At 63.5% G+C, this 24,438-nt stretch carries 8 protein-coding genes; 4 read left to right on the forward strand and 4 right to left on the reverse strand.

From position 1 onward, the window contains the following. The first annotated feature begins 21 nt into the window (after positions 1–21). Positions 22–1,797, forward strand: a complete 1,776-nt coding sequence (locus tag ACBG85_RS04815; RefSeq protein ID WP_042920544.1) for an ABC transporter ATP-binding protein — start codon at positions 22–24, stop codon at positions 1,795–1,797. Between the two features lie 44 nt (positions 1,798–1,841). Here ACBG85_RS04815 and ACBG85_RS04820 read toward each other — a convergent pair whose 3' ends face one another. Continuing rightward, complete coding sequence (locus ACBG85_RS04820; protein WP_007734348.1) at positions 1,842–2,777, reverse strand: methionyl-tRNA formyltransferase; 936 nt, start codon at positions 2,775–2,777, stop codon at positions 1,842–1,844. A 110-nt stretch (positions 2,778–2,887) separates the two neighbouring features. Between ACBG85_RS04820 and ACBG85_RS04825 the strand changes: the two genes are divergently transcribed. After that, complete coding sequence (locus ACBG85_RS04825) at positions 2,888–3,691, forward strand: alpha/beta fold hydrolase (protein ID WP_003945829.1); 804 nt, start codon at positions 2,888–2,890, stop codon at positions 3,689–3,691. 60 nt (positions 3,692–3,751) lie between these two features. Here ACBG85_RS04825 and ACBG85_RS04830 read toward each other — a convergent pair whose 3' ends face one another. From ACBG85_RS04830 to ACBG85_RS04840, 3 genes are all read right to left on the reverse strand, one after another. Next, positions 3,752–4,021, reverse strand: coding sequence for a metal-sensitive transcriptional regulator (locus ACBG85_RS04830; RefSeq protein WP_007734349.1), 270 nt, complete (start codon positions 4,019–4,021; stop codon positions 3,752–3,754). Positions 4,022–4,111: 90 nt separating this feature from the next. Continuing rightward, a complete protein-coding gene (locus ACBG85_RS04835; RefSeq protein ID WP_125050330.1) occupies positions 4,112–4,522 on the reverse strand; it encodes a DUF302 domain-containing protein in 411 nt (136 codons plus the stop codon). A gap of 103 nt (positions 4,523–4,625) precedes the next feature. After that, on the reverse strand, positions 4,626–6,773 hold the full coding sequence (locus tag ACBG85_RS04840; protein WP_372026396.1) for an MMPL family transporter: 2,148 nt from the start codon (positions 6,771–6,773) through the stop codon (positions 4,626–4,628). Between the two features lie 143 nt (positions 6,774–6,916). On the opposite strand from ACBG85_RS04840, the gene ACBG85_RS04845 reads away from it, so the two are divergent. Further along, positions 6,917–7,501 carry a bifunctional 2-polyprenyl-6-hydroxyphenol methylase/3-demethylubiquinol 3-O-methyltransferase UbiG gene (locus ACBG85_RS04845; protein WP_003945672.1) on the forward strand — a complete coding sequence of 195 codons (585 nt, stop codon included), beginning with the start codon at positions 6,917–6,919 and terminating at the stop codon, positions 7,499–7,501. Positions 7,502–7,586: 85 nt separating this feature from the next. After that, positions 7,587–24,296, forward strand: coding sequence for an amino acid adenylation domain-containing protein (locus ACBG85_RS04850; protein WP_372026398.1), 16,710 nt, complete (start codon positions 7,587–7,589; stop codon positions 24,294–24,296). The last annotated feature ends 142 nt before the right edge of the window (positions 24,297–24,438 follow it).

The following is a 24,438-nucleotide window of genomic DNA, read 5'->3' on the forward strand; positions in this document are numbered from 1 at the left end:
GCCACGGACACGACAACCGAAATGCCGGCCGGGGAGAATGCCGAGAAGGTGACAGAGCGCGAGTTGTTGCCGATCGCGAGTGGTCGCCAGACCTGGAAGTGGTTGCGGGCGGCGCTGACCGAACACCGGATGCAGAGCCTGCTGGTCCTGATCGTCGCGGCTTCGGCGTCGGCGATGGCCTTGGTGCCGATTTACGTCTTCGGCGTCCTGGTCGACCGGGTCCGGGACAACGCGCCCACGTCGACGATCGTCGGGGTGGTCGTGATCATCGCCGCTGCCGCAATCGTGGGCGGTGTGTTCACCGGTGTGGCTGCCTATCTGATCAAGCGGCTCGGTGAGACGATCCTGGCGGATCTGCGAGAGCGGACCGTGGACCGGGCACTGCGACTGCCGATCCAGACCGTCGAGAAGGTCGGTAAGGGCGATCTGCTCTCGCGTGTCGGCGACGACGTGTCGGTGATCGCCAAGGCCGTGTCCGACGTGGTTCCCGGCATGATCGCGGCGGTTCTGCTCGTGGCTCTGAGCATGGTGACCATGCTCGGACTCGACTGGCGACTCGGTCTGGCCGGAATGGTCGCGCTGCCGATGTACGCGCTGGCGCTCAAGTGGTACCTGCCACGATCGGCTCCTGTTTACGCAGCCGAGCGGGTAGCGATGGGGGCTCGTTCACAAGCGCTGATCAGCAGTCTCCAGGGTGCGAAGACGGTCCGCGCGTACAGCCTCGAGAAGGAACACCTCGGGCAGATCGATGCGGCGTCGGCAAAAGCGCGCGATCTGGCAGTCGGAGTGTTCGGCCTGTTCACGAGGTTCGCCGGTCGAGGTAACCGCGCCGAATTCGTGGGCCTGTCCATGATTCTCGTCGTCGGATTCCTGCTGGTCCGTGAGGACGTCGTGACAGTCGGCCAGACGACGACTGCTGCCCTGCTGTTCCATCGCCTGTTCAACCCGATCGGCTCACTGCTCTACACCTTCGACGAAGTGCAGTCGGCCGGCGCAAGCCTCGCGCGACTGGTCGGCGTCGTCGAGATCGAGGAAACGGAGCCTTCGACGGATGCAGGTTCCGTTCCGGCCGACGGTTCGCTGCGTCTGGATGACATTCGGCACAGCTACGACGGTGGTCATGAGGTTCTCCACGGAGTGAGCCTCACACTGCGAGCGGGGGAACGCGTGGCGCTCGTCGGTTCGACCGGAGCCGGAAAGACGACGCTCGCGGCGATCGCTGCCGGTTCGATCACTCCGACGTCGGGCCGGGTGTCGATCGGCGGTGTCCCGCTTGCCGACCTCGATGACCTACGACGCCACATCGCGATCGTGAGTCAGGAGGTTCATGTCTTTGCCGGACCTCTGATCGAGGATCTGAGATTGGCGGCTCCCGAATCCTCGGACGAGGACGTTGCCGCGGCACTGCGGACGGTCGGCGCGTACGAGTGGGTGGAGGCTCTCGACGAGGGAATGCTGACAGTAGTCGGCGAAGGCGGGCACGAGATGACGGCGGCGCAGGCGCAGCAGTTGGCTTTGGCGAGACTGGTGTTGGCCGATCCCGCCGTCGCCGTACTGGACGAGGCAACAGCGGAGGCGGGCAGCGCCGGAGCGCGGGAACTGGAAGCGACTGCCGACGCCGCTACGGAGGGCCGCACCACTCTGGTTGTCGCACACCGGCTTACCCAGGCCGCGGGCGCCGACCGAGTGATCGTGCTCGAACACGGACAGATCGTAGAAGAAGGCCCGCACCGCGAACTGGTGTCCGCGGGCGGGCGTTACGCACAACTGTGGGCGGCCTGGGAAGGTCGCGACTGAGGGGTTTGTACTGGGTTTTGTACTGAGGGGGTCTGATCCGGCGATCAGGTGAGGTACCCGCCGCCGTGGGGGAAGAACTCGGCGGCGGTGTACTCGCTGCCGTCGTCGAGTCGGACGCGCTCGATCCGCAGTCCCTTGTTCTTGCCCGACCACGCGTCGGGGCCCGCGACGATCACCATGCCGTCGTCTTCCTGGATGAACACTCGGCCGGGGGTTCCGCCGTAGTGCCCGCGTGAGACGGACGCCTTCAGGATGCGGATGCGCTGGCCCTTGAACTCGGCGAAAGCGTTGGGGTACGGATCGGACTGTGCCCGGACGAAACGTTCGATGACCTCGGCGGGCCAGGACCAGTCGACGTGGCTGTCCTGCGGTGCACGCTTGTGGAAGAACGTGGCCTGCGATCGGTCCTGCGGCGTCCAGTCGGTACGGCCGGACGCGATCAGATCCAGGGCGTCGAGTGTGATGGGGCCGATCATGTCGATCGTGCGGTGGAACAGATCGGTGACGGTGTCGGTCGGGCCGACCGTCGTCGATCGCTGCAGCACGATGTCGCCCGCATCGAGTTCCTCGTCCATCAGGTGCGCCGTAAGGCCGACTTCTTCTTCGCCGTTGATCAGAGCCCAGATGAGCGGGGAGAATCCCGTGTACTTGGGCAGCAGCGAATCGTGGATGTTGAGGGTGCCGTACTTGGGTGCGTCGAAGACCTCCGCAGGCAACCAGGTACGCCAGTTGTTGGCGACGATGATGTCGGGAGCTGCTTCGGCCAGCGCGGCTTTGAAGGCATCGTCAGGCTTGTTCGCCACGTGAACGGGTACACCGTTCTCGGCCGCCAGATCTGCAACCGAGTCCGCCCACATCTGTTCGTAGACGTGTTCGCTCTTCGGGTGTGTGATTGCCAGCACGACCTCGTGATCGGAGTCGATCAAGGCCTGCAGGGTACGGTGGCCCCAGGTTTGGTATCCGAGCGTAGCGACTCTCAACGGGGGTCCTCCTGGACGAGCATGGGCTGGGGTTGCGGTCACACGACCGCCCATCAGCTTAGGCTATCCAACCAAAATTGTTGATCACACGTACGAGGAGGAAGGCTGACATGACGGTCGCCACAATCAACGGAATCCCCATCAATTACCAGGTCAAGGGTGATGGAGATCTGGTGGTGCTCATCATGGGGACCGGCAGCCCCGGCCGCGTCTGGGATCTGCACCAGACTCCGGCGCTAGTGGCCGCAGGCTACCGAGTCTGCACCTTCGACAACCGCGGAATCGCACCGTCCGGCGAGAGCCTCGGCGGCATTACGATGCCCGACATGGTCGCAGACACCGCCGGACTGATCGAGCACCTCGGTGGCGGTCCGGCCCATGTCATCGGAACCTCGATGGGCGCCCGGGTGGCGCAGGAACTGACGCTCGCCAGGCCCGATCTGGTTCGCAAAGCAGTGTTCCTCGCCGGTCACGCCCGGATGGATCATTTCCAGCAGGTCCTGACCGAGGGCGAGCGCCAGTTGTTCGACAGTGGAGTCGCTCTGCCGGCCAAGTACCGTGCCGCAGTGACCGCGGTGATGAACCTTTCGCCGGCCACGCTGGCAGACGATCACTCGGCGCGCGACTGGATGGATATCTTCGAGTTCACCGGCGGCGCAACGTCACCGGGTGTTCGCGCGCAGCTCGGTATGGACCGCGCCTTCGATCGACGGGGTGCGTACAAGTCGATCATGCGCCCGTGCCTGTCCGTCGCTTTCGCCGACGACCGCATGATCCCGCCCTACCTCTCCCGCGAGGTGGCGGACTGCATCGCTACGGCGTCGTACGAAGAGATTCCCGACGCCGGGCACTACGGCTACCTCGAGCGTCCGGAGGCCGTGAACAAGGTGCTGATCGACTTCCTGGCGAAGTAGTTCTTTCGCACGCGAGAAAGGGCCTGACCTGCTAACTGCAGGTCAGGCCCTTCTCATGTTTCAGGCCAGTGCCAGGAACAGCTTCTCGAGTTCGGCCTCGGTCATCGGTTCCTGACCTTCCGCGCTGTCACCGCTCAGGCATTCACGCAGCCCGGAAGCGACGATCTTGAACCCTGCTCGGTCCAGCGCCTTGGACACGGCGGCGAGTTGCGTGACGACGTCCTTGCAGTCGCGGCCGTTCTCGATCATCGAGATGACCCCGGCAAGTTGGCCGTGGGCACGACGCAGTCTGTTCAATACGAGCGCAATGCTCTCTTCGTCGCCGGTCATGGTGGCCCCTTCTCGAGTGTTCGTGCTGCGGTCAAGGGTACCCCTGGGGGCATGTCACTGCTTGATTCAGTGTTTGATCCGACTGCGGTGTCAGATCAGCGAGTCGACGGCCGCGCGCAACTTGACGGCTGCGTCGGCTGCCACGGACTCGAGGCCGGGTTCGCCGGAAAGATGAACCATGAGAGCAGGGTTCATCGCTTCGACGAAGAACGAATTCTCGGTAGTCGTATCTTCGCGGACGACGACGTTGCACGGCAGCAGGAGGCCGATCTGACGATCCACCGAAACTGCCCGATGGGCCAACGGCGGGTTACAGGCACCCAGGATCAGGTACTTTTCCATGTCCTCGTCCAGCTTCGCCTTGAGTGTTGCCTGCATGTCGATCTCGGTCAGGATGCCGAAGCCCTGCTCGGCGAGAGCGCCACGCGTGCGGGTGACGACGTCGTCGAAGGTTCCGGTGACCTTGGTTGCGATCGCTATCGGTTCTGTGGGTGTTGTCATTGCGCACTCCTCGTCGTGGGCTGTCACTGTCGCCGGCTTTGATTTCTCTTGTCCCCATTATACCCCTGGGGGTATCAGTAGGACAGTGATGTCGGGTACGCGATCAGCCATGCGAGAAGCTGATGTTCGGCAGGACGCGACGCAGCCATGCCGGCGCCCACCAGGCTGCCCGGCCGGTGAGGCGTAGGAGAACGGGCAGCAGTACCAAGCGGACGAGCACTGCGTCCAGGAGGACAGCTACGCCGAGAATGATGCCCATTTCCTTGGGTGGCAAGGGATCTGCGAGCGCAAAAGTGAAGAAGACCGCAACCATCACCGCTGCTGCCGCCGCAATGACCCGACCTGAATGCGCGAGGCCGTCGATGTGTGCGATCGCGGGGTCGCCTGTGCGTTCGTAGTGCTCCTTGGCACTCGAAAGCAGGAACACGGTGTAGTCCATCGCGATCGCAAAGATCATGGCGAAGAAGAAGACCGGACCCCACCCGTTGAGGAAACCCTGGGGGGTGAAGCCGAGTAGGCCTGCTCCGTGACCGTCCTGGAAGATCAGCTTCGCGATTCCGAATGCGGCCCCAGTGGACAGCAGGCTGACCAGCGTGCCGATCAAGGCGATCAAAGGCGCCTGGAGGGCGATCAGCAGCAACAGGAATCCGAGCGTCAGAATCACGACCACGACGATGGGAAGGTAGTCGTCGAGTGCCTGCTGAAGGTCGAGATTTTCGGCCGGAGCGCCGCCGACGAGCGCCGATTCCGGCAGTTGCGACCGAAGGTCGGCAAGGATGGTTTCCATCGCAGGATCTGACGGGTCGACGGTGGGAACTGCTTGCAGCATAACAAGATCGGACCCGTCGGCAGCTTGTTGCGCTGGGGTGACCATGGCCACGCCGTCAACGCTCATGGTAAGACGTGAGGTGTCGGCTGCATCGTCGGCGGACGTGACGATCTGCAACATCCCCGGGGCGCCGTCCCCGAATTGCTGCTGCACCAGTTCATAGCCCTGGCGAACCGGGGCGTCCTCGGGAACCACGGCGATGGAGGGCATTGCCACCTTCAGTCCGAAGACCGGAACAACGAGTGCGATCAGGATGAGTAAGGCGCCGACCCCGAATGGCCACGGGTGCTTGTGCAGCAATGATGCCCAACCTGCGAACATCGGGGAGCGGTGCTGCTGGCGCTTTGCATACGGTAGAGAACCGCCGTTGACCTTCGCGCCGATCCTGCCGAGCACGGCAGGCAACAGGGTGAGTGTTGCGGCGAGAACGAAGATCACAGCGAGCATGATTCCGACAGCCATCGTGCGTACGGCCGGGGCTGGAACGATGAGAACCGCAGACAAACTGACCAGAACTGTGAGGCCGGAAAGGACCACAGCCTTGCCGGCGGTGTCCATGGTTTGAGCCACGGCGGCCCTTGGATCCGGATCGGCTCGCAATGCATCCCGGAACCTGGCGACGAGGAAGAGTGCGTAGTCGATGCCCAGCGCGAGAGCGAACATCATCGCGAAGTTCATGGCCCACACGGAAATCGGCGTGATCTCGTTGAGGATTACAAGCCCACCCGCCGAAGCGACCAGGCCCGCAAGCGTCAGCAGTAGTGGTAGACCCGCGGCAACCAGGGAGCCGAAGGCCAACACCATGATCGCGAGAGTGACGGGCCACGACATCATTTCGGCTTTGATCATGGCTTCGTGATTGGCCTTGTTGAAATCGCTCCACAACGCCGACGCACCCGTCGGGTACACCTCGATCGTGTCGGTGGACAAGCCCGTGAGCTTCTTGCCGAGTTCGTCTACCGCGCTGACCATCTCGTCGGTACTCGCGTTGGCGCCCGCGACCATGATGCCGGTATGTCCGTCCGGGCTGATGGTCATACCGGGCTGCGGGGCGATCACTTCGCCGAAGCGAGGGTCCGCGGAAAAGATTTCCGTTGCCGCGGCCAGGGTTTGCTGCATCGACGGATCCGTGATGGGTAGAGAATCCGAGTGAACGACCACCTGTACTGCGGCGGAGGAATTTCCACCGAAATGCTGCTCGGCCAACTCGCGAACTTGCACGGATTCGGATCCGTTTGCCTGCCAACCCGCGCCGGCCAGAGAGGTGAACACGCTGGGTGCTGCGGCGCCGAGTGCGATCAACGCGATCAACCAGACGCCGACGACGAGGCGGGTGTGAGTCGCCATCGATCGACCGAGACGCGCAAGTATGCCGTCGGCTCGGGTGGGTGGGTCCGCGGTGACTGTTCTGGTCGCTGACATCTTCACTCCTGATACGGGTGGGGGTATTCCTGTCCGTCACCTGTATACCCCCAGGGGTATCGATCTGTCACATTCGAGGGTTCTCTATGCTGCTGGGGGCACCGTCCGATCTGAAACGGTGAAACGGATATGGGAGAGCAATCATGGACGCACGCGACTGGGACGAGCGATACCGAGCGGTGACGGAGCCATGGGGAGTCGACCCGGCGGGAACCGTCGCAACAAGAATTTCCGATCTGAGACCGGGCACCGCGATCGATCTGGCCTGCGGCGACGGCCGTCACGCGCGGTGGATGGCTGGGCAAGGTTGGTCGGTGACTGCGGTCGACTACTCGTCGGTGGCGATCGATCTGGCACGGGCGAGTGACGGGGACAAGGCTGTCGACTGGCAGGTCGGCGACGCGACCGAGTGGCAGCCGGAAGGGCTGGTTGACCTGGTGTTGGTCAGCTTTCTTCACCTCGAGGTCGACCATCTGGCCGCAACCTTGAAGCGCGTCGGGGAGTGGCTGACGCCCGGCGGACGGGTCCTCTATCTGGGGCATTCCATCGAGAACTTCCATCGTGGTGTGGGCGGTCCACCCGAACCGACCATTCTGCCCGGTATTTCCGATCTCGCTCGCGCTGCGGAGGGATCGAGGGTCTATGCCCTCGAACATGTCGTTCGGCCGCAGGACGGTAAGACAGCAATTGACGTTTTGCTCGAATTCGGTCCGTGGGAACAGGTCTGACCAGGGCGGGAGCGCACCTTCACGTTCCTGGGTAGCCTACCCTAAACTTGCGAGGGTGTTCGTCGTTCGATGAGCATGAACGACGATGATCGGATTCTTGATGTCTGACCACTCTCAGGTAGCTCACCCGGCGGTATCGGGCGGTGCCGATCTGGACGCAGCGCTCCCGGCGACGGCCGCTCAGCGTGAGGTGTGGGTTGCTCAGAACGTGGATCCGAGCAGTCCGGTCTACAACATCGGACTTGTCGTCGAGGTCGACGGCACGATCGACATCGAGCGCGCGGCAGCGGCGATCGAGGCCAGCGTCGGACGCGTCGAAGCGCTGTTCGTGCACTTCGAGGTCGATGCCGACAACCAGCTGATCCAGGTGCCGATTCCGGATGCGCGCTGGGACGTGGAAATTCTCGACCTTCGGGCCGAGGCGGATCCCGATTCGACTGCGCAGTCGTGGATGGACACCGACATGGCTCGGGTCTTCGGTCCGGACGATCTGCTGTTCCGCCAGGTGCTTCTGCTGACCGCTGACGACCGAGTCATCTGGTATCAGCGCTATCACCACAGCGTGATCGACGGGTACGGCATCTCGCTCATCGTCGCCGACGTCGCCGAGCGATACGACGATCCGAATCTCGGGACTGCCGCGCCGCAGTGGTCACTCGACGCCGTGGTTGCAGCCGATCTGGATTACCGGAACTCTCCGCGATTCCAGACCGACCGTCAGTACTGGGTCGAACGCGTTGAATCGGGACCGGAAGCGACGCGGATTCTGCATGGGCAGGTGGATGATTCGCTGCCGCCGATCTCAGCGATACTCACGCTCGACGCTGATCGCGCGGCACAGCTCTACCGCTATGCGGCCGACGCCGGGATTCGACGAACTCGCCTGCCCATGGCCGCGCTGATCGCGTACATCGCACGAACCACCGGAAAGCACGACGTTGTCGTCTCGGTACCGATGGCCGCTCGGGTGGGGCGCGACATGCGTCGCACTCCTTCGATGGCGTCGACGATTTTGCCGCTGAGTATTCGGGTAGAACGCTCGGAAACCATCGGCCAGTTGGCAACTCGTCTCGACACCGCCCTGGTCTCGATTCTCAAGCACGGGCGGTACCGAGGTGAGGATCTCGCTCGCGACATTCGGGCGATCGATCCCGACCGTCAGGTCTTCGGCCCCGGCATCAACTCGATGATGTTCGAACACACACTCACCTTCGGCGGATGCCCGGTGCGCGTGCGTAATTCGGTAACCGGTCGAGTCAGTGACCTGGATCTGAGTGTGCGCGGTGGTCAGGACGGGGAACCGATCGAGATCGACGTCCGCGCCCCGGCCGGATTCGACAGGGAGTTGGCCGATCACACCGCCAGAATCGAACAGTTCCTCGATCGATTCGTAGCCGAGCCGCAGCTTCCGATCTCGGCACTCGACCCCATGTCGCTCGCGGAGAGAGAACTCGTGCTCCACGGGTGGAACGACACCGCAGAGCCGCAGCCCGTGACGACGGTGCCGGATTTGTTGCGCAGCAGCTTCTCTGCCGATCGGGGCGCCGTCGCCGTGGTCGACGGCGATATCCGGCTGACCTACGGCGAACTCGAAAGTCGGGTATCACAGCTCGCCGCGCACTTGATCTCTCGCGGTGTCGCGACCGAAACCGTTGTGGCGATCGGCCTTCCGAGATCCGCCGAGATGGTGGTGGGGTTGTTGGCCGTCATGTGCGCCGGCGGTGCCTTCGTTCCGCTGGATCCGTCATGGCCCGCAGAGCGCCGCGAATCGGTACTCACCGATGCCGGTGCCACACTGGTGCTCACCTCGGACGGTGTAGACGACTCCGTTCCGGTCGATCTCTCCGCGTGGGCGTACGAGGACGGGCCCTCGGACCTGTCCGAGACAATGACCTCCGACATTCGTATTCACGGTGCCCAACTCGCATACGTCATCTTCACGTCCGGTTCGACCGGACGTCCGAAGGGCGCCATGATCCGCCACGAGGCAATCTGCGCAAGGTTGCTGTGGCAACGGGAGCGGATTCTCGGGTTCGGGTCCGGCGATGCCTCCTTGTTCAAAGCCCCACTCTCGTTCGATATCTCGATCAACGAGATCCTGCTCCCGCTCGTCTCCGGCGGTCGATTGGTGATCGCGAAGCCCGAGGGGGAACGCGACCCGCAATACCTGCTCGACCTGATCGCCGGAGAATCGGTCACCTTCGTCTACCTGGTCTCGTCCATGCTCGACATACTGCTGGACCTGGCGAACGAGACCGATCAGCTCGATTCGTTGAAGCACGTGTGGTGCGGCGGTGAGGTTCTCACGCCTGAACTCTTCGACCGGTTCCGTGCCCAACTGTCCACGACGCTGTATCACGGCTACGGCCCGGCCGAAGCGACCATCGGTGTCTCCCATGTGATCTACCGAGAGGACGCGGAACGAATCGCGACCTCCATCGGGCGGCCGAACCCCAACACTCGTCTGTACGTGTTGGACGGCGACTTGCAGCCGGTTCCGATCGGCACCGGCGGCGAACTCTACGCCGCGGGCTTCCTGCTGGGACGCGGATACGTGGGTGCTTCGGCACTGACCGCATCTCGCTTTGTCGCGGATCCCTTCGTCTCAGGTGATCTGGCCGGATCCCGCATGTATCGCACCGGTGACTTGGCCAGATGGACCGCCGACGGCACCCTCGACTTCCTCGGACGCACGGACAATCAGGTGAAGATCCGCGGCATGCGCCTGGAACTCGAGGATGTCGAAGCCGCCGTGATTTCGCACCCCGCAGTGCGTCACGTGGCAGTTCTGGTGCGCCAAGCACCAACAGGTGCAAAGTATCTCGCCGCCTACGTGAGCGCAGCGTCGGGGACGAACCTCGCGATCGACTCACGTGAGCTTCGCGAGTGGGCTGCGAGCAAGCTGCCCGACTACATGGTCCCGACCACCGTCACCGTCCTCGACAAGTTTCCGCTCACGGCAAACGGCAAACTCGACCGTCGCGCGCTACCCGAGCCCGATCTCGCCGAACTGAGTGCACATGTCGCTGCGAGAAACGAAGTCGAACAACAGTTCTGCACGTTGATCGCGTCGGCAGTCGGCCTCGATTCGGTCGGCGTTACCGACGACTTCTTTGCACTGGGCGGCGACAGCATCGTCGCGATCGCACTCGTGACCGCGGCTCGTGCTGCCGGTTTGTCGATCAGTCCTCGCGAGGTGTTCCAACTGCGCACCGCCGAGGCTATGGCGCGTGCCCAGCCCTCCCGAGTGGCTGAGATCGTCGACCACGCGGACCAACCGATCGGCCACGTAGCCACGACGCCGATTGCCGCCAGGGTTCTCGGAGTGTCGGACGCAGTACGAACCTTCCACCAGCGTGCGCTGATTCAGACCCCGTCAGCCTTGACGTCCGAGCATGTCCAGGCGGCGCTCGACGCCCTGGTGGCGCGCCACGATGCACTTCGTGCGACGTTGACGCCCGAAGGAAGACTGCTCGTCCCGGAGACAAACGAAGTGGCTGTGGTCTTCGAGACCCGTGCACTACCGGCACCGCTCGAAGAATGCGGACCGCTGATCGTCGCCGAGACCGAGCGAGCTGTCGGCCGTCTGAATCCGGCCGACGGCACGATGGTCAGCGCTGTTCTGTTCCGCCCTGTGACCGGTCCCGGACGGCTGTTGCTTGTCATCCACCACGCGGTGGTCGACGGCGTCTCGTGGCGCATCATCCTCGAGGACCTCGCGCGCGCCGGCATCGCAGCGATGAATGGCGACGAACCCGCACTCGCACCGGCCGGCACGTCGGTGCGAAGGTACGCCGAACTCGTCTCGGATGCGGTCGGAGCCGGGCGACTGGACTCGGAAATCGAGTTCTGGGACTCGGTGACGTCCGCACAACGGGCATCTCTCGGCCGTCGGGCACTCGACCCGGCAGTTGACCTCGCGCGCACCGCTGCAGCGCGGTCGATCACCCTACCTCCAGAACTTGCAGATCAGCTGTTGGGCAGTGTCCCACGGGCGTTCGGAGCCGATGTGAGCGAAGTGCTGGTCACCGCACTTGCCGTGGCGCTGACCCGTTGGAGCGGTGCCGGATCGGTGACGATCGACCTGGAGGGGCACGGACGCGACGAGGACATCGTTCGCGGTGACGGCGCTGCGCACGTCGACCTGACTCGTACCGTCGGATGGTTCACCACAGTGTTCCCGGTGGCGCTCGAGATCGGTACAGCCGCTCCGGATCTCGAAGCGAGCGGCGAGTTGGCGGGGGTTCTCAAGAGCGTCAAGGAGCAACTTCGACGCGTCCCCAACGCCGGCTTCGGGTACGGAGCATTGCGATACCTGGGCAGCTCGGATCAGTTGGGTAGCGTCGCAGCGCCGGAGGTGGTGCTCAACTACCTGGGACGTACTGCCGCAGCGGAGGGGGACTGGTTCCCGGTGTCGATGGACGGTGCTGCCGATCCGTCCATGCCGCTGGGACACGCGTTGTCTGTCGACGTCGTAGCCGAGGACGCCGCCGGTGGACCACGACTGCGAGCCACCCTGACCTGGGCGTCGAACATCTTCCTGCGTAGCGACATCGACAGGTTTGCGCGGTTGTGGCTGGACTCGCTCGAGGCCGTGTCCGGGCTCGCAGCCTTCGGCGGAGCCACACCCTCGGACTACCCTCTGGTGGCGCTCGCTCAGGCAGACGTGGACGGGTTACCGAAGGCTGAAGAGATTCTCCCACTCACTCCGCTGCAGGAAGGGATCTACTTCCATTCGGCGTTTGCCGATCCGGGGGCCGATCAGTATGTCGTGCAACAGGTTGTGGAACTGACCGGAGCCGTGGACAGTGCGGCGTTGCGCCGCGCGCTGCAATCCGTCGTCGATCGGCATGAGGCGCTGCGCACCGGATTCTCGGTCCTGGGTGACGGCCGGGTCGTGCAGGTGGTGCACCCGAGCGCTGTCGTGGAGATGGCGGTAGTCGAGGTGGCCGGCGCCGATGTCGATGAACTGCTTTCCGCCGACCGCGCGCGCGGGTTCGACCTGGCGCAACCGCCGCTCGTCCGTTACACGCTTGTCCGTGCCTCTTCGGAGAAGTACCTTCTGCTGCAGTCGATTCACCATGCGGTCGCAGACGGATGGTCGGTTCCGGTGATGCTGCGGGAGCTGATGGCGTCGTACAGCGTTGGCGACTCCGGCGTGGTGCTCCCGACTCCGGCGCCGTACCGCAGCTATCTCGAATGGTTGGCCGGCCACGATCACGAGGCCTCGGCAGCGGTGTGGAGAGAAGCGCTGAACTCTCCCGGGCCCGCGGTCGAACTTCCCGCGCCGAGCGCGGGCAGCAGCGGCGTCTGTGCCACCCGAGTCGAGCTGTCCGACAGTGATACTCGCGCACTGGCGATCAACGGACGCTCCCATGGCCTGACGCTGAGCACGCTCGTGCACGGCGCCTGGGGGCTGGTGCTCGGCCGAATGACCGGCCGAACAGACGTGCTGTTCGGATCGACCGTATCGGGACGCGGTGGAGACCTGCCCGGGATCGAGTCCATGGTGGGCTTGTTCATCAACACCGTGCCGGCTCGGTTGCGGTTCGATCCGGCAGAGACAGCCGCGCAAGCGCTTTCCCGTTGGCAGAGGGAACAATCGGAACTACTCGACCATCAGTACCTGGGGTTACCCGAACTGCGACGGACCGGCGGACTGGAGCAGGACTTCGAATCACTCGTCGTGTTCGAGAACTATCCACTCGGTGACACGGCAATCGCTGATCCGACGAACTCGGTGCGACTGACGGGAATTCGATTCGACGAGCGACCGGCCTACCCGTTGACCCTGATCGTCGTCCCCGGCGATCGATTGGCGTTGGAGCTCAAGTACGACGCTGCTCAGGTGGACGGCGACGCCGCTGCGTCGCTGGCCGAAACTCTCGCAGTCGTACTCACCGAGCTCTCGCGCGATCTCGATCAGGTCATCGGCCGGATCGCGCTGGCACCCGCACAGCCGGGGAGCGTCGGCACGGCCTTGGATCGGCCGCGCGCAACGCTGACCGAGCTGCTGAAGGATCAAGCCGGGCGTACGCCCGAAGCCACCGCAGTGATCTTCCGTGAAGAGTCGTTGACCTACGCCGAACTTCACTCTCGCGCTGATCGTTTTGCGCATCTGCTGCGCGAACGTGGCGTCGGACGCGAATCGTTGGTAGCGGTTGCCTTGCCTCGCTCTCCTGATCTGATGGTCGCGATACTCGGCATCGGAAAGGCCGGGGGAGCATACGTTCCCCTCGACACCGGCTACCCGGCGGAGCGGCTGACGTACATGCTGGGTGACGCCGATCCTGTGTGCGTCGTGGTGTCGGAAGATTCTTCACTCGATTCGGGTTCGGTTCCGCGGGTGACGGTATCGGAGTCGGCGCAGTTCCCCGCCGATCCGCTGAGTGTCCCAGGATCGCCCGCGGATGCCGCGTACATGATCTACACTTCGGGTTCGACCGGTCGCCCCAAAGGCGTTGTGGTCAACCACGAGGGTGTGGTCAACCGATTGCTCTGGGCACAGCAGATACGTCCGATGGACGTCTCCGACCGGATGCTGCAGAAGACCCCGTCGAGCTTCGACGTCTCCGTTCCCGAATTCTTCTGGCCGTTCCTGGTGGGGGCAACTCTCGTGATGGCCGAGCCGGACGGGCACAAGGACCCTGGCTATCTGGCCGACGTCATCGTCGAACATTCCGTGACCCGAGTGCATTTTGTTCCGTCGATGCTCGACGTGTTTCTCGCGGAGCCGAAAGCAGCACTGTGCTCTTCGCTCGAGATCGTCAACTGCAGCGGCGAGGCACTGCCCGTTCACGTTGCGCGCAAGGTCTCCGAGATCCTGCCGAATACTCTGGTGGACAACCTCTACGGCCCCACCGAGGCCGCCGTCGACGTCAGTTGGCAGCCGTCGGTGCAGGAAACTCCGGCAGACGCCGTCAGCGTCCCGATCGGCGCACCTGCCGCCAACACCGGCCTGTTGGTTCTCGATCCCTACCTGCAGAACGTCCCGGCCGGTGCCACCGGTGAGCTCTATCTGGCAGGGCCACAACTGGCACGTGGTTACCACGGACGTGGGGGATTGACCTCCGAACGATTCGTGGCGAATCCGTACAGCGACGGCGGCTCGCGGATGTACCGGACCGGTGACATCGTGCGGTGGAATGCCGACGGCGTTCTCGAGTACCTCGGCCGTGCCGACGAGCAGGTGAAGGTTCGTGGATTCCGAATCGAACTCGGCGAAATCGAAGCGCAATTGGCGCTGTGCCCCGGAGTCACGGCAAGTGCCGTGATCGTCCGAACCGACGGTCCGAGCAACCGCGCACAGGTGGTCGCCTACCTGGTCGGAGATGCTGATGATGTTGCGGTTCGAGCTCAGTTGTTGTCAGTGCTACCGGAGTTCATGGTGCCAAGTGCCTTCGTGCGGCTCGAGTCGCTGCCGCTGAGCCCGAGTGGCAAGCTCGACCGAAAAGCACTACCTGCACCGGATTTTGCGGCACAGGTGGGCGACTTGACGGGAGTGGTTTCCTCGGGCGTTGCAGACCTCCTCGCCGGGCATTTCGCGACGGTTCTCGGACTGCCCCGTGTCGGGGTGCGCGACGATTTCTTCACTCTCGGCGGCGACAGTATCCTGGCGATCCGACTGGTCAACCTGGCTCGTCGTGATTCGGTAGTGCTGACCCCGCGTCAGATCTTCGAATTGCGCACTCCCGCTGCGATCGCTGCAGCGGTGGGTGATGTCGCCACCTCGGATGCCACCGTCACGGCCGACATCGGCGTGGGTGAGCTGGTTCCGCTGCCGGTGGTTCACCGCTTGTCCGAATGGACGGGTGGTACCGACCGCTTCAACCAGGCAGTTCTGATCCACTCTCCGGCAACATCTCTCGGTTCGATCACCGGCGCATTGCAGGCCGTGCTCGATCACCACGACGGACTTCGCCAAACCTTGATCCGACATGACCGCGGGATGTGGTCGGCGCGGATCGAGGAACCCGGTAGTGTCCGGGCAGCGAACCTGGTCGAACGCGTTGATGCTCGGGGACTGGATGACTCCGAGTTGCGAAGACTCGTCACTGAGCACTCTGAAACTGCGACCAGTCGATTGGATCCGTCTGCAGGGCGGATGGTCTCGGTGGTCTGGTTCGATTGCGGCGCTGAGAGTCTGGGCCGACTCGCGATAGTCGCGCACCACCTGGTCGTGGACGGGGTTTCCTGGGGAACCCTGCTCGAGGATCTCGCGATGGCCTGGGTGGCAGTCGAAGCCGGAGAGCCCGCCGCACTGGATGCCGTCGGAACTTCGCTGCGTACCTTCTCCCGTACGGTGGCCGAACACGCATACAGTGCTCATCGATTCGCCGAACTCGATCACTGGCTGACCGTGACCGCTCCGGGCGCGCAGTTGATCCCCGACGCCGCGGGCGATGCCGTCGTATCCGGAGGCTCGAGGCGCACGGTCACGGTGGACGGAGCAATCTCCGAGGCAGCACTTGGATCGGTTGCGGCAATGGTGGGTGCCGAGGGAACGGATGTTCTGTTGGCAGCGCTGACGATGTCCGTCGATCGCTGGCGCCGCTCCACCGGCCGCAGTGAGCACGAATTGCTGGTCGATCTCGAACGGCACGGCCGGGAGGAGTTGGTGGCGGGCATCGATCTGTCGCGAACAGTCGGCTGGTTCACCACGATTGCCCCGATGCGACTGCACGGCGGAATCGACCCGGTGGACACGCTACGCGAGGTGAAGGAGAGCCTGCGGGCGGCTCCGGACGGCGGTATCGGCTACGGGATGCTGCGATACGTGAATGCCCGCACGGCATCGACATTGGCGGGGCGCTCCGAATCTCAGATCCTGTTCAACTATCTCGGACGTACGACGACAGCTGGATCGACAGCATGGTCCTTGGCAGCGGAATCCGAAGCCTTGTCCACCGATCCCGACGCAGACATGGGAGGCCCGTACCGACTGATCGTGAATGTCGTCAGCGTGGATTCGGGGCTCCGCGCCGAGTTTGCCTGGGCAAGTGAAGATTTGTCCGAGGAGGACGCGCAGTCACTCTCCGACGGCTGGGTTTCGGCCCTCGGCGATCTGGCGGCTGCGGCCGCGCGTCACGCCGGGCCTCCCATTCTGACCCCGTCCGATGTGACGTTGCTCGACCTGAGTCAGACCGAGATCGACGCGATAGCCGATGCGAGTCCGGCAGGTGTCAGCAGCATCCTCCCACTCTCACCGTTGCAGGAAGGCCTGTACTTCCAAGCCGGCTACGCGGGCAGCAGCGACAGCAGCAGTGGTGGGGACATCTACACGGCACAGTTCTCGATGGACTTCGGGCACACCCTCGATGTCGACAGGTTGGCTGCGGCCGCCCGGACACTTCAACGACGAAATCCCACGTTGCGAGCGGGTTTCGTGAGCGAAGGGCTGAACGAGCCGGTGCAGTTCTTCAGCGCTGGACTCGATGTTCCGGTCGTCGTCCACGATCTCCGTGAACTCGACGACTCGGTTGCTCGTGAGCGTGCCGAGGCCGTCGCCGCCCAAGACCGAGTGACGCCATTCGACCTGACCGCGCCGCCGCTGTGGCGTATGAGTGTGCTGCATCTGCCCGGCGGCCAGGATCGTCTGGTGATCAACAGGCAGTTCCTGCTGTGGGACGGCTGGTCCAACGGCCTTGTCGTCAGTCAGCTTCTGGCGCTTTACGATACCGGCGGCGACGACAGCGCATTCGGCGAACCCGAGGGGTCGTTCGAGACATACCTCGCCTGGTTGGCCGATCGCGACGGTGCAGCCGCCGACGAGGGGTGGCGCGGAGCGCTCGCAGGACTCGAGGAGCCGACGCTTGTTGCCGAGCCGATGCCCGGCGTCGAAGTTCAGCTTCCGGATCGCCGCGATGCGGTTCTGTCGGAAACGCTTTCGCGTGCGTTGCGTGAGCGCGCTGCCGCGTCCGGCGTCACGTTCAACACGGTACTGAATGCAGCGCTGGCCCTCGTGCTGGCGTCGGCCACCGGTCGACAGGACGTCGTCTTCGGCTCCACGGTTGCCGGACGGCCACCGGAGGTACCGGGAATCGACACCGTGGTGGGAATGTTCCTCAACACCGTTCCCGTTCGGCTGCAACTGGATCCGAACGAGAGCGTCGAGGAACTTCTTCGTCGGACACAGGCGGATCGACTTTCGCTGATGCCCTTCGACTACCTCGGTTTGGCATCGATCCAGCGTGTTTCCGAGCATCGTCAACTCTTCGACGTGCTGATGGTCCTGCAGAACTTCGTGGACGAGAAGCAAGTCCACGCGCTCAACGCCGCTCACGACGTGAGTGGAAGCGACAGTATCGATCACACGCACTATCCGCTGACCGTCGTGGTCACACCGGGTGCCACCGTCAACGTCAAGTTCGAGTTCCATCCGAATCTGGTGACCGCGCGCCGGGCCGAGGACCTACTGGGTCACTTCGTCGACCTGCTGCAGAGTTGGTCGCAGGACATGACGGGATCGGTTGTTGCGTCTCCGGTTCCCGCAGTAGCGCAGCAGACGCAGATCCGGGAGTTGCCGGAGCGCACCATTGCCGACCTGTTCGAAGAAGTCGCGTCGGCGCAACCGAACGACACGGCACTCGTGTTCGGGAAGCGCCGGATGACCTACGCCGATCTCGACGGCGAGATCAACCGGATGGCGCGGTTGCTGATCAATTGCGGCGCCGGCCCGGAAAAGATTGTCGCTCTTGGCCTACCACGTTCGGTGGACATGGTCGTCGCGCTCTTCGCGGTATTGCGCACGGGTGCTGCCTACCTACCCCTCGAACTCGACCATCCGGCCGAACGGTTGGCCGTGATGATCGACGACGCGGATCCTGTCGTGTTGCTGACAACCGTTTCGGCCTCACCGAGGTTCGAAGGTGCGGACGTCCGCACTATCGTGATCGACGAACCCGATACAGCAGCAAGGAGACTGACGATCTCGGCGCGGGCACTCTCCGCGTCGGAACTCGGAGCATTCGCTCCGGGGGCACCGCATCGACTCGACCACCCCGCGTACGTCATCTACACCTCCGGTTCGACCGGCAAGCCCAAGGGCGTGGTCACCGGTTACCGCGGCTTGACGAACATGCAGTTCAACCACCGCGAGGCGATTTTCGAACCCGTGATCGCCGCGGCGGGCCGGCGCCTGCGGATCGCGCACACCGTGTCCTTTGCCTTCGACATGTCGTGGGAGGAACTTCTGTGGCTCGTGGAAGGCCACGAGGTGCACATTTGTGACGAGGATTTGCGTCGTGATGCCGAGGCACTCGTTGCATACTGCGACGCACTGGACATCGACGTCGTCAACGTGACACCGACCTACGCGACGCACCTGATCGACAGCGGGCTTCTCGACGACGGTGTGGGACACCACCGCCCGCCGTTGGTCCTGCTCGGCGGTGAAGCCGTTCCGGATTCGGTGTGGAACAGGCTGCGCGACACCGAGGGAACCGTGGGCTACAACCTCTACGGTCCGACGGAATACACGATCAACACGCTCGGTGGCGGAACGTTCGACAGTGACACCCCGACCGTCGGCAAACCGATCTGGAACACCGCCGCGCATATTCTCGACGGCTGGCTGCGTCCGGTCCCCGATGGAGTTGCCGGCGAACTGTACATTGCCGGAGCCGGTTTGGCTCGCGGCTACCTCGGACGCTTCGCGCTCACGTCCGAGCGCTTCGTCGCAGATCCGGCTGGGACCGGAGGACGTATGTACCGCACCGGGGATCTCGTGCGGCGACGCGGTGACGGCAACCTGGACTTCCTCGGCCGCACCGACGATCAGGTGAAGATCAGAGGTCACCGCATCGAGCCGAGCGAAATCGTCTCCGTTCTCGAATCCGACGAACATGTGCGGCAAGCGGCAGTGGTGGTCGACGTCGGGGCAGGTGGAGTCAAGAGGCTCGTCGGCTACGTGACACCCGTGCGACTCGGCGCCGGGCACGACTACCGCGCGCAGGCGCGAGTTCTCCTACCCGACTACATGGTTCCGGCCGTGGTGATCGAGGTGGAGACACTACCGATGACCGTCAACGGCAAGCTCGACGTCAAGGCACTGCCAACCGCTGATTCGGTGCTGGGGGAACGGAGTGGGGAGTCGATCGCACCGCGTAACCACACGGAAGAGGTCCTCTGCGACCTCTTCTCCGACGTACTCGATGTGGGCGATATCGGGGTCGACGACAACTTCTTCGACCTCGGTGGGCACTCGCTTCTGGCCACCAAGCTGATCAGTCGAGCTCGGATCGCCATTCCGAACAGTCTGACCATGCGTGATCTCTTCGAAGCGCCGACGGTGGCGGAACTTGCGGAACGTATTGTGGCCGAGCAGGGATCGACGCGACCGGTGCTGGTAGCGAAGCCGCGGCCGGACCACCTTCCTCTTTCTGCCGCTCAACAGCGATTGTGGCTGATCGGACAGATGGAGGAGAACTCCGCGGCCTACAATTTCCCGATCGTGCTCCGTTTGGACGGCGCACTGGACGCGGACGTCTTCGCCGCGGCGCTCGGCGACGTCGTGGAACGACACGAATCCCTGCGTACGGTGTTCCGGTTGGTGGACGGATCGCCGGAGCAGATAATTCTCGAATCGGCGACGATTCCGGTCGAGACAGTTCATCGAGACGAATCCGGTGTCGCCGGTGAAATTGCCGTGGCAGTGGGTCGTCCGTTCGACCTGTCTGACGAGATTCCGATCCGCGCACGTCTGATCCGGGTGGACGGTGCCGAGGTGGACGGTGCCGTAGTGGTCGTGATCGTCCTGCATCACATCACGACGGACGAATGGTCCGATCGGCCATTCCTGCGCGATCTGATGTCTGCATACTCCTCTCGGATCCAGTGCGAAGATCCAATTTTCGAACCGCTTCCGGTTCAGTACGCGGATTACACTCTGTGGCAACGGGAATTGTTGGGCAGCCCCGACGATCCGTCGAGCATCCTGAGCACGCAGTTGGACTTCTGGGCGAAGAGTTTAGACGGAGCCCCCGAAGAACTGCTGCTTCCCGCCGACCGGAGTCGACCGGCCAGACCGAGTTTCTCCGGTGGTGCAGTGGTGACACGGTTGGGCGTGGAGACAACTGCTGCACTGCGAGATCTGGCGCGCGAGAGCCAGAGTTCGATGTTCATGGTTCTGCACGCGGCGTCGGCGGCGTTGCTGACTGCGCTCGGAGCGGGTGAGGACCTTCCCCTCGGCGCTCCCGTCGCCGGACGTAGTGAGCAGGGACTCGACGAACTGGTCGGCTTCTTCGTCAATACGATTGTGCTGCGCACGGATACGTCGGGTAACCCGACGTTCCGGGAGTTGGTGGATCGCGTTCGCGAGGGAGATCTCGAGGCCTTCGCCAACGCTGACGTTCCCTTCGAAACGGTGGTGGAGCGCCTCAATCCGTCGCGTACTTTGGCACGTAATCCGCTGTTCCAGGTCATGGTCGGCTATCACAGCCGCGAGGAGATGGGAGGGGATCCGTTCGAACTCGAGGAGTACACAGCCAAGTTCGATCTGGTGTTCAACTTCACCGAGTACCTCGGCGACGAAGGCTGCATCGACGTCCGACTCGAATACGGCAGCGACCTCTTCGATCGCGAAACAGCACAGCGAATTTCGAACCGATTGGAATCGGTGATCGCGGCAGTCGTGGAATCGGCCGACATCGAGATCGGCGACATCGACATCTTCTTGCCAGGCGAACTCGAGCAAGTTGTCACCTCGTTCAACGACACCGCCGTCGACGTGCCGGAAGAGACGTTCTACGACGCTTTCGCGCGTGGAGTCGTTGCTACGCCCGAGGCGATTGCGGTGCGCGACGAGGCGGGGCAGGCCACGTACCGCGAACTCTCCGAGCAGTGTGATCGGATCGCCGGCGTGCTGTATCGCCGCGGAGTGTCGGTCGAAGACGTGGTGGGGCTTGCCGTCCCGCGCTCGGTGGAAATGGTCGCGTCGGTCCTCGCCGTGCTCAAGCTGGGGGCCGCGTATCTACCCCTGGATTTGAGTCACCCGAGCGAGCGCATCACATACATGCTCACCGATTCCCGCGCCTCGGTACTTCTGTCCACTGCGGAGGAAAGCTCGCGGATCGAGGATGTGGTCGGCGTCGAGCGAATCCTCCTGGACGATCCGCTGATCCGTGCGGAACTGGACGAGGCAGTGATCGTCGAAACTCCCCGGCCACCAGTTGGCGTCAGCCACGCTGCCTATGTCATCTACACCTCGGGATCGACCGGCAAGCCGAAGGGAGCCGTCCTCTCCCATGACGGTATTCCGAGTCTTGTTGCCACAGCTGAGGTTCGGATGCGACTGGTACCGGGTTCGGTGGTGATGCAGTTCGCTTCGGTCGGCTTCGACGTCGCGGTATTCGAGCTGGCGATGGCACTGTGCACGAGCAGCACCCTGGTGATCGTGCCGCAGAATGCACGAGTTGCCGGTCCGGCGCTGACCGATTTCATGACGAGCAATCGTGTCACCCACGCGATCATCCCTCCCTCGTTGCTGGCCGCTCTGCCGGCAGGATGTGAAGTGCCGCAGGGCTGCACCGTGTTGGTCGGAACCGAGACGGTGCCACCGGAGCTGATCGGGCGATGGGCGGAGCGGCTGAATTTGCTTGCCGCGTACGGACTCACCGAAGCCACGGTGAACAACACACTGTGGCAGGCGGAACCCGGTTGGAACGGTCCCGTGCCCATCGGAATCCCTGACCCCAACGAACAGGCGTACGTGCTCGACGATCAACTCCGTCCGGTTCCGCCGGGAGTATCCGGCGAGCTGTACATCGCGGGACGCGGCCTGGCGAGAGGCTATCTGGGCCGATTCGATCTGACGGCGCAGAGATTCATCGCCGATCCCTTCACCGCGGGCGATCGCATGTATCGCACCGGGGACCGCGCGCGGTGGCGCACTGACGGGAACATCGACTTCCTCGGCCGCGTCGACGATCAGGTCAAGATCCGCGGTTTCCGAATCGAGTTGGGCGAAATCATCGGAGCTCTCAGTGCCCATCCTTCGGTGAAGCAGGCAACGGTCGTCGCGGATCGGCAGGGCGAAATCACGCGCCTGGTCGGTTACGTGTCACCGGAACCCGGTGTCGTCGTCGACACGACGGCAGTGCGGAACCTCGCGGCACTGTCGTTGCCCGACTACATGGTTCCGACCATGGTTGTCGCCCTTGACGGTCCGCTGCCGTTGACGCCCAACGGAAAGCTCGACCGCAAGTCGTTGCCCACTCCGGACTGGTCGGAGCTGGCGGGTGATGTTGCTCCTCGCACGGCAGTGGAGTCCACGGTTGCGGCTGCGTTCGCGGAAATCCTGCAACTCCCGAGTGTCGGAGTCCACGACAGTTTCTTCGAACTCGGCGGCCATTCGATGGCTTCGATGAAACTGGTCGGTCGCATTCGTGAAGCGTTCGGCGTGGACGTCAGTATTCGAGACGTATTCGACGCGCCGAGTGTTGCGGAGTTGGCGGCCGTCGTCGCGCGTTCGGAAGGTGGGCGTCCGATCCTGGCGCCGGCGGTGAAACGTCCCGAGACGATGGGTCTGTCTACGCCGCAACGTCGTCAATGGGAGTTGTTCCGCGCGTCCGGCGCGCAACCGCAAGCAAGCCACGCTCTGGCGCTGACCCTGAAATCGAAGATCGATCCGGAGGTTCTCGGGCACGCCTTGGACGATGTCACTTCGCGGCACGAACCCCTGCGGACCACCTTCGTCGAGGTCGACGGCATCGTCGTGGCAAGAGAATCGGTGCGTCCGACTGTCGATGTGGTCGATGTCGGCGCCGGCGATGTGGGTCGAGTGGTGTTCGAACTGGCTCAACTTCCGATGGATCTGCGTGAGCAATCACCGTTGCGGGTTCATCTGGTGCTCGGTGAAGACGGCTCTAGGACACTGCTTCTCGTCATGCACTACATCGCCGTCGACGAGTGGTCAGTAGTGCCGCTGTTGGGAGATCTGGTCTCTGCTTATGCAGCCCGGTCGCAGGGAGATCAACCGGTTTGGGACGAGCTTGCATTGACGTACGCCGATTACACCGTGTGGTCGGACGAGCTGTTGGGAGACCCCCGAGACGTCGACAGCCGTGCGTCGAAGCAACTTGCATATTGGCGGGATGCGCTCGACGGAATACCGACCAGTGTGAATCTTCCGTTGCCGGAAGGTGACTCGGAGCCTCGAGGTGACGTGATCGCCGTCGACATCGACGCGGGTCTGCACGCCGGAATCGACGCCCTGGCTGCGCGCACCGGCACGAGTATGTTCATGGTCCTGCAGGCCGCACTGGCCAGCGTTCTCACGAAGGCCGGCGCGGGTACTGATCTTCCCATCGGTTCATTGGTTGCGGGCAGGTCGGATCCCCGTCTCGAACCGATGATCGGATCGTTCTTCAATGTTGTTCTCCTGCGCACGGATACGTCCGGTAGTCCGACGTTTGCAGACTTGCTGGCTCGCATCCGGGAAAACAATCTGGAAGCGCTGAGCAATCAGGACGTCTCATATGTGTATGTCGAGCAGGCGCTGGGTAATCCGGCGTCCATGAGGCCTCAGGTGATGGTGATCCATCATCAACAGGCCGATTTGGACGGGCTCGGCGACTTCGGTTCTCTCGTACCGATTCCGGTGGGAGTGCCCGATGCGGATGTGACGTTGAGTTTTTACGAGCCGGTGGGCGATGGGCCTGTCTTTGCAACTCTCGGGTTCCGTGCCGACCGCGTCGATGCGGGTGCAGTCCGCGTATGGGCAGGTCAATTGGTCGACGTGATCGAGGCTGCAGTCGCCGCCGAAGGGGATGACGCGAGCGAGGGGGCAAAACTATGACATACGTCGCATCGCTCCGTGGGGTCGACCGCTATACGGGGGCTCACAGTGTTGATACCCTCACCTCATTAAGGGTAGCCTTTGCTACTTACTTCGGGACATCGATTGGCGGCCGTACCAGGTCGTTCCGTCGGGGATGGAC

The organism is Rhodococcus sp. NyZ502 (genome assembly GCF_041464245.1).
In the GTDB taxonomy this organism is placed as follows: Bacteria; Actinomycetota; Actinomycetes; order Mycobacteriales; family Mycobacteriaceae; genus Rhodococcus_F; species Rhodococcus_F qingshengii.

Bases quoted from the DNA above. Each gene is read 5' to 3' on its own strand.
- ACBG85_RS04815 (WP_042920544.1), top strand. From the start codon at position 22: ATGCCGGCCGGGGAGAATGCCGAGAAGGTGACAGAGCGCGAGTTGTTG.
- ACBG85_RS04825 (WP_003945829.1), top strand. From the start codon at position 2,888: ATGACGGTCGCCACAATCAACGGAATCCCCATCAATTACCAGGTCAAG.
- ACBG85_RS04830 (WP_007734349.1), bottom strand. From the start codon at position 4,021: ATGACCGGCGACGAAGAGAGCATTGCGCTCGTATTGAACAGACTGCGT.
- ACBG85_RS04835 (WP_125050330.1), bottom strand. From the start codon at position 4,522: ATGACAACACCCACAGAACCGATAGCGATCGCAACCAAGGTCACCGGA.
- ACBG85_RS04840 (WP_372026396.1), bottom strand. From the start codon at position 6,773: ATGTCAGCGACCAGAACAGTCACCGCGGACCCACCCACCCGAGCCGAC.
- ACBG85_RS04845 (WP_003945672.1), top strand. From the start codon at position 6,917: ATGGACGCACGCGACTGGGACGAGCGATACCGAGCGGTGACGGAGCCA.
- ACBG85_RS04850 (WP_372026398.1), top strand. From the start codon at position 7,587: ATGATCGGATTCTTGATGTCTGACCACTCTCAGGTAGCTCACCCGGCG.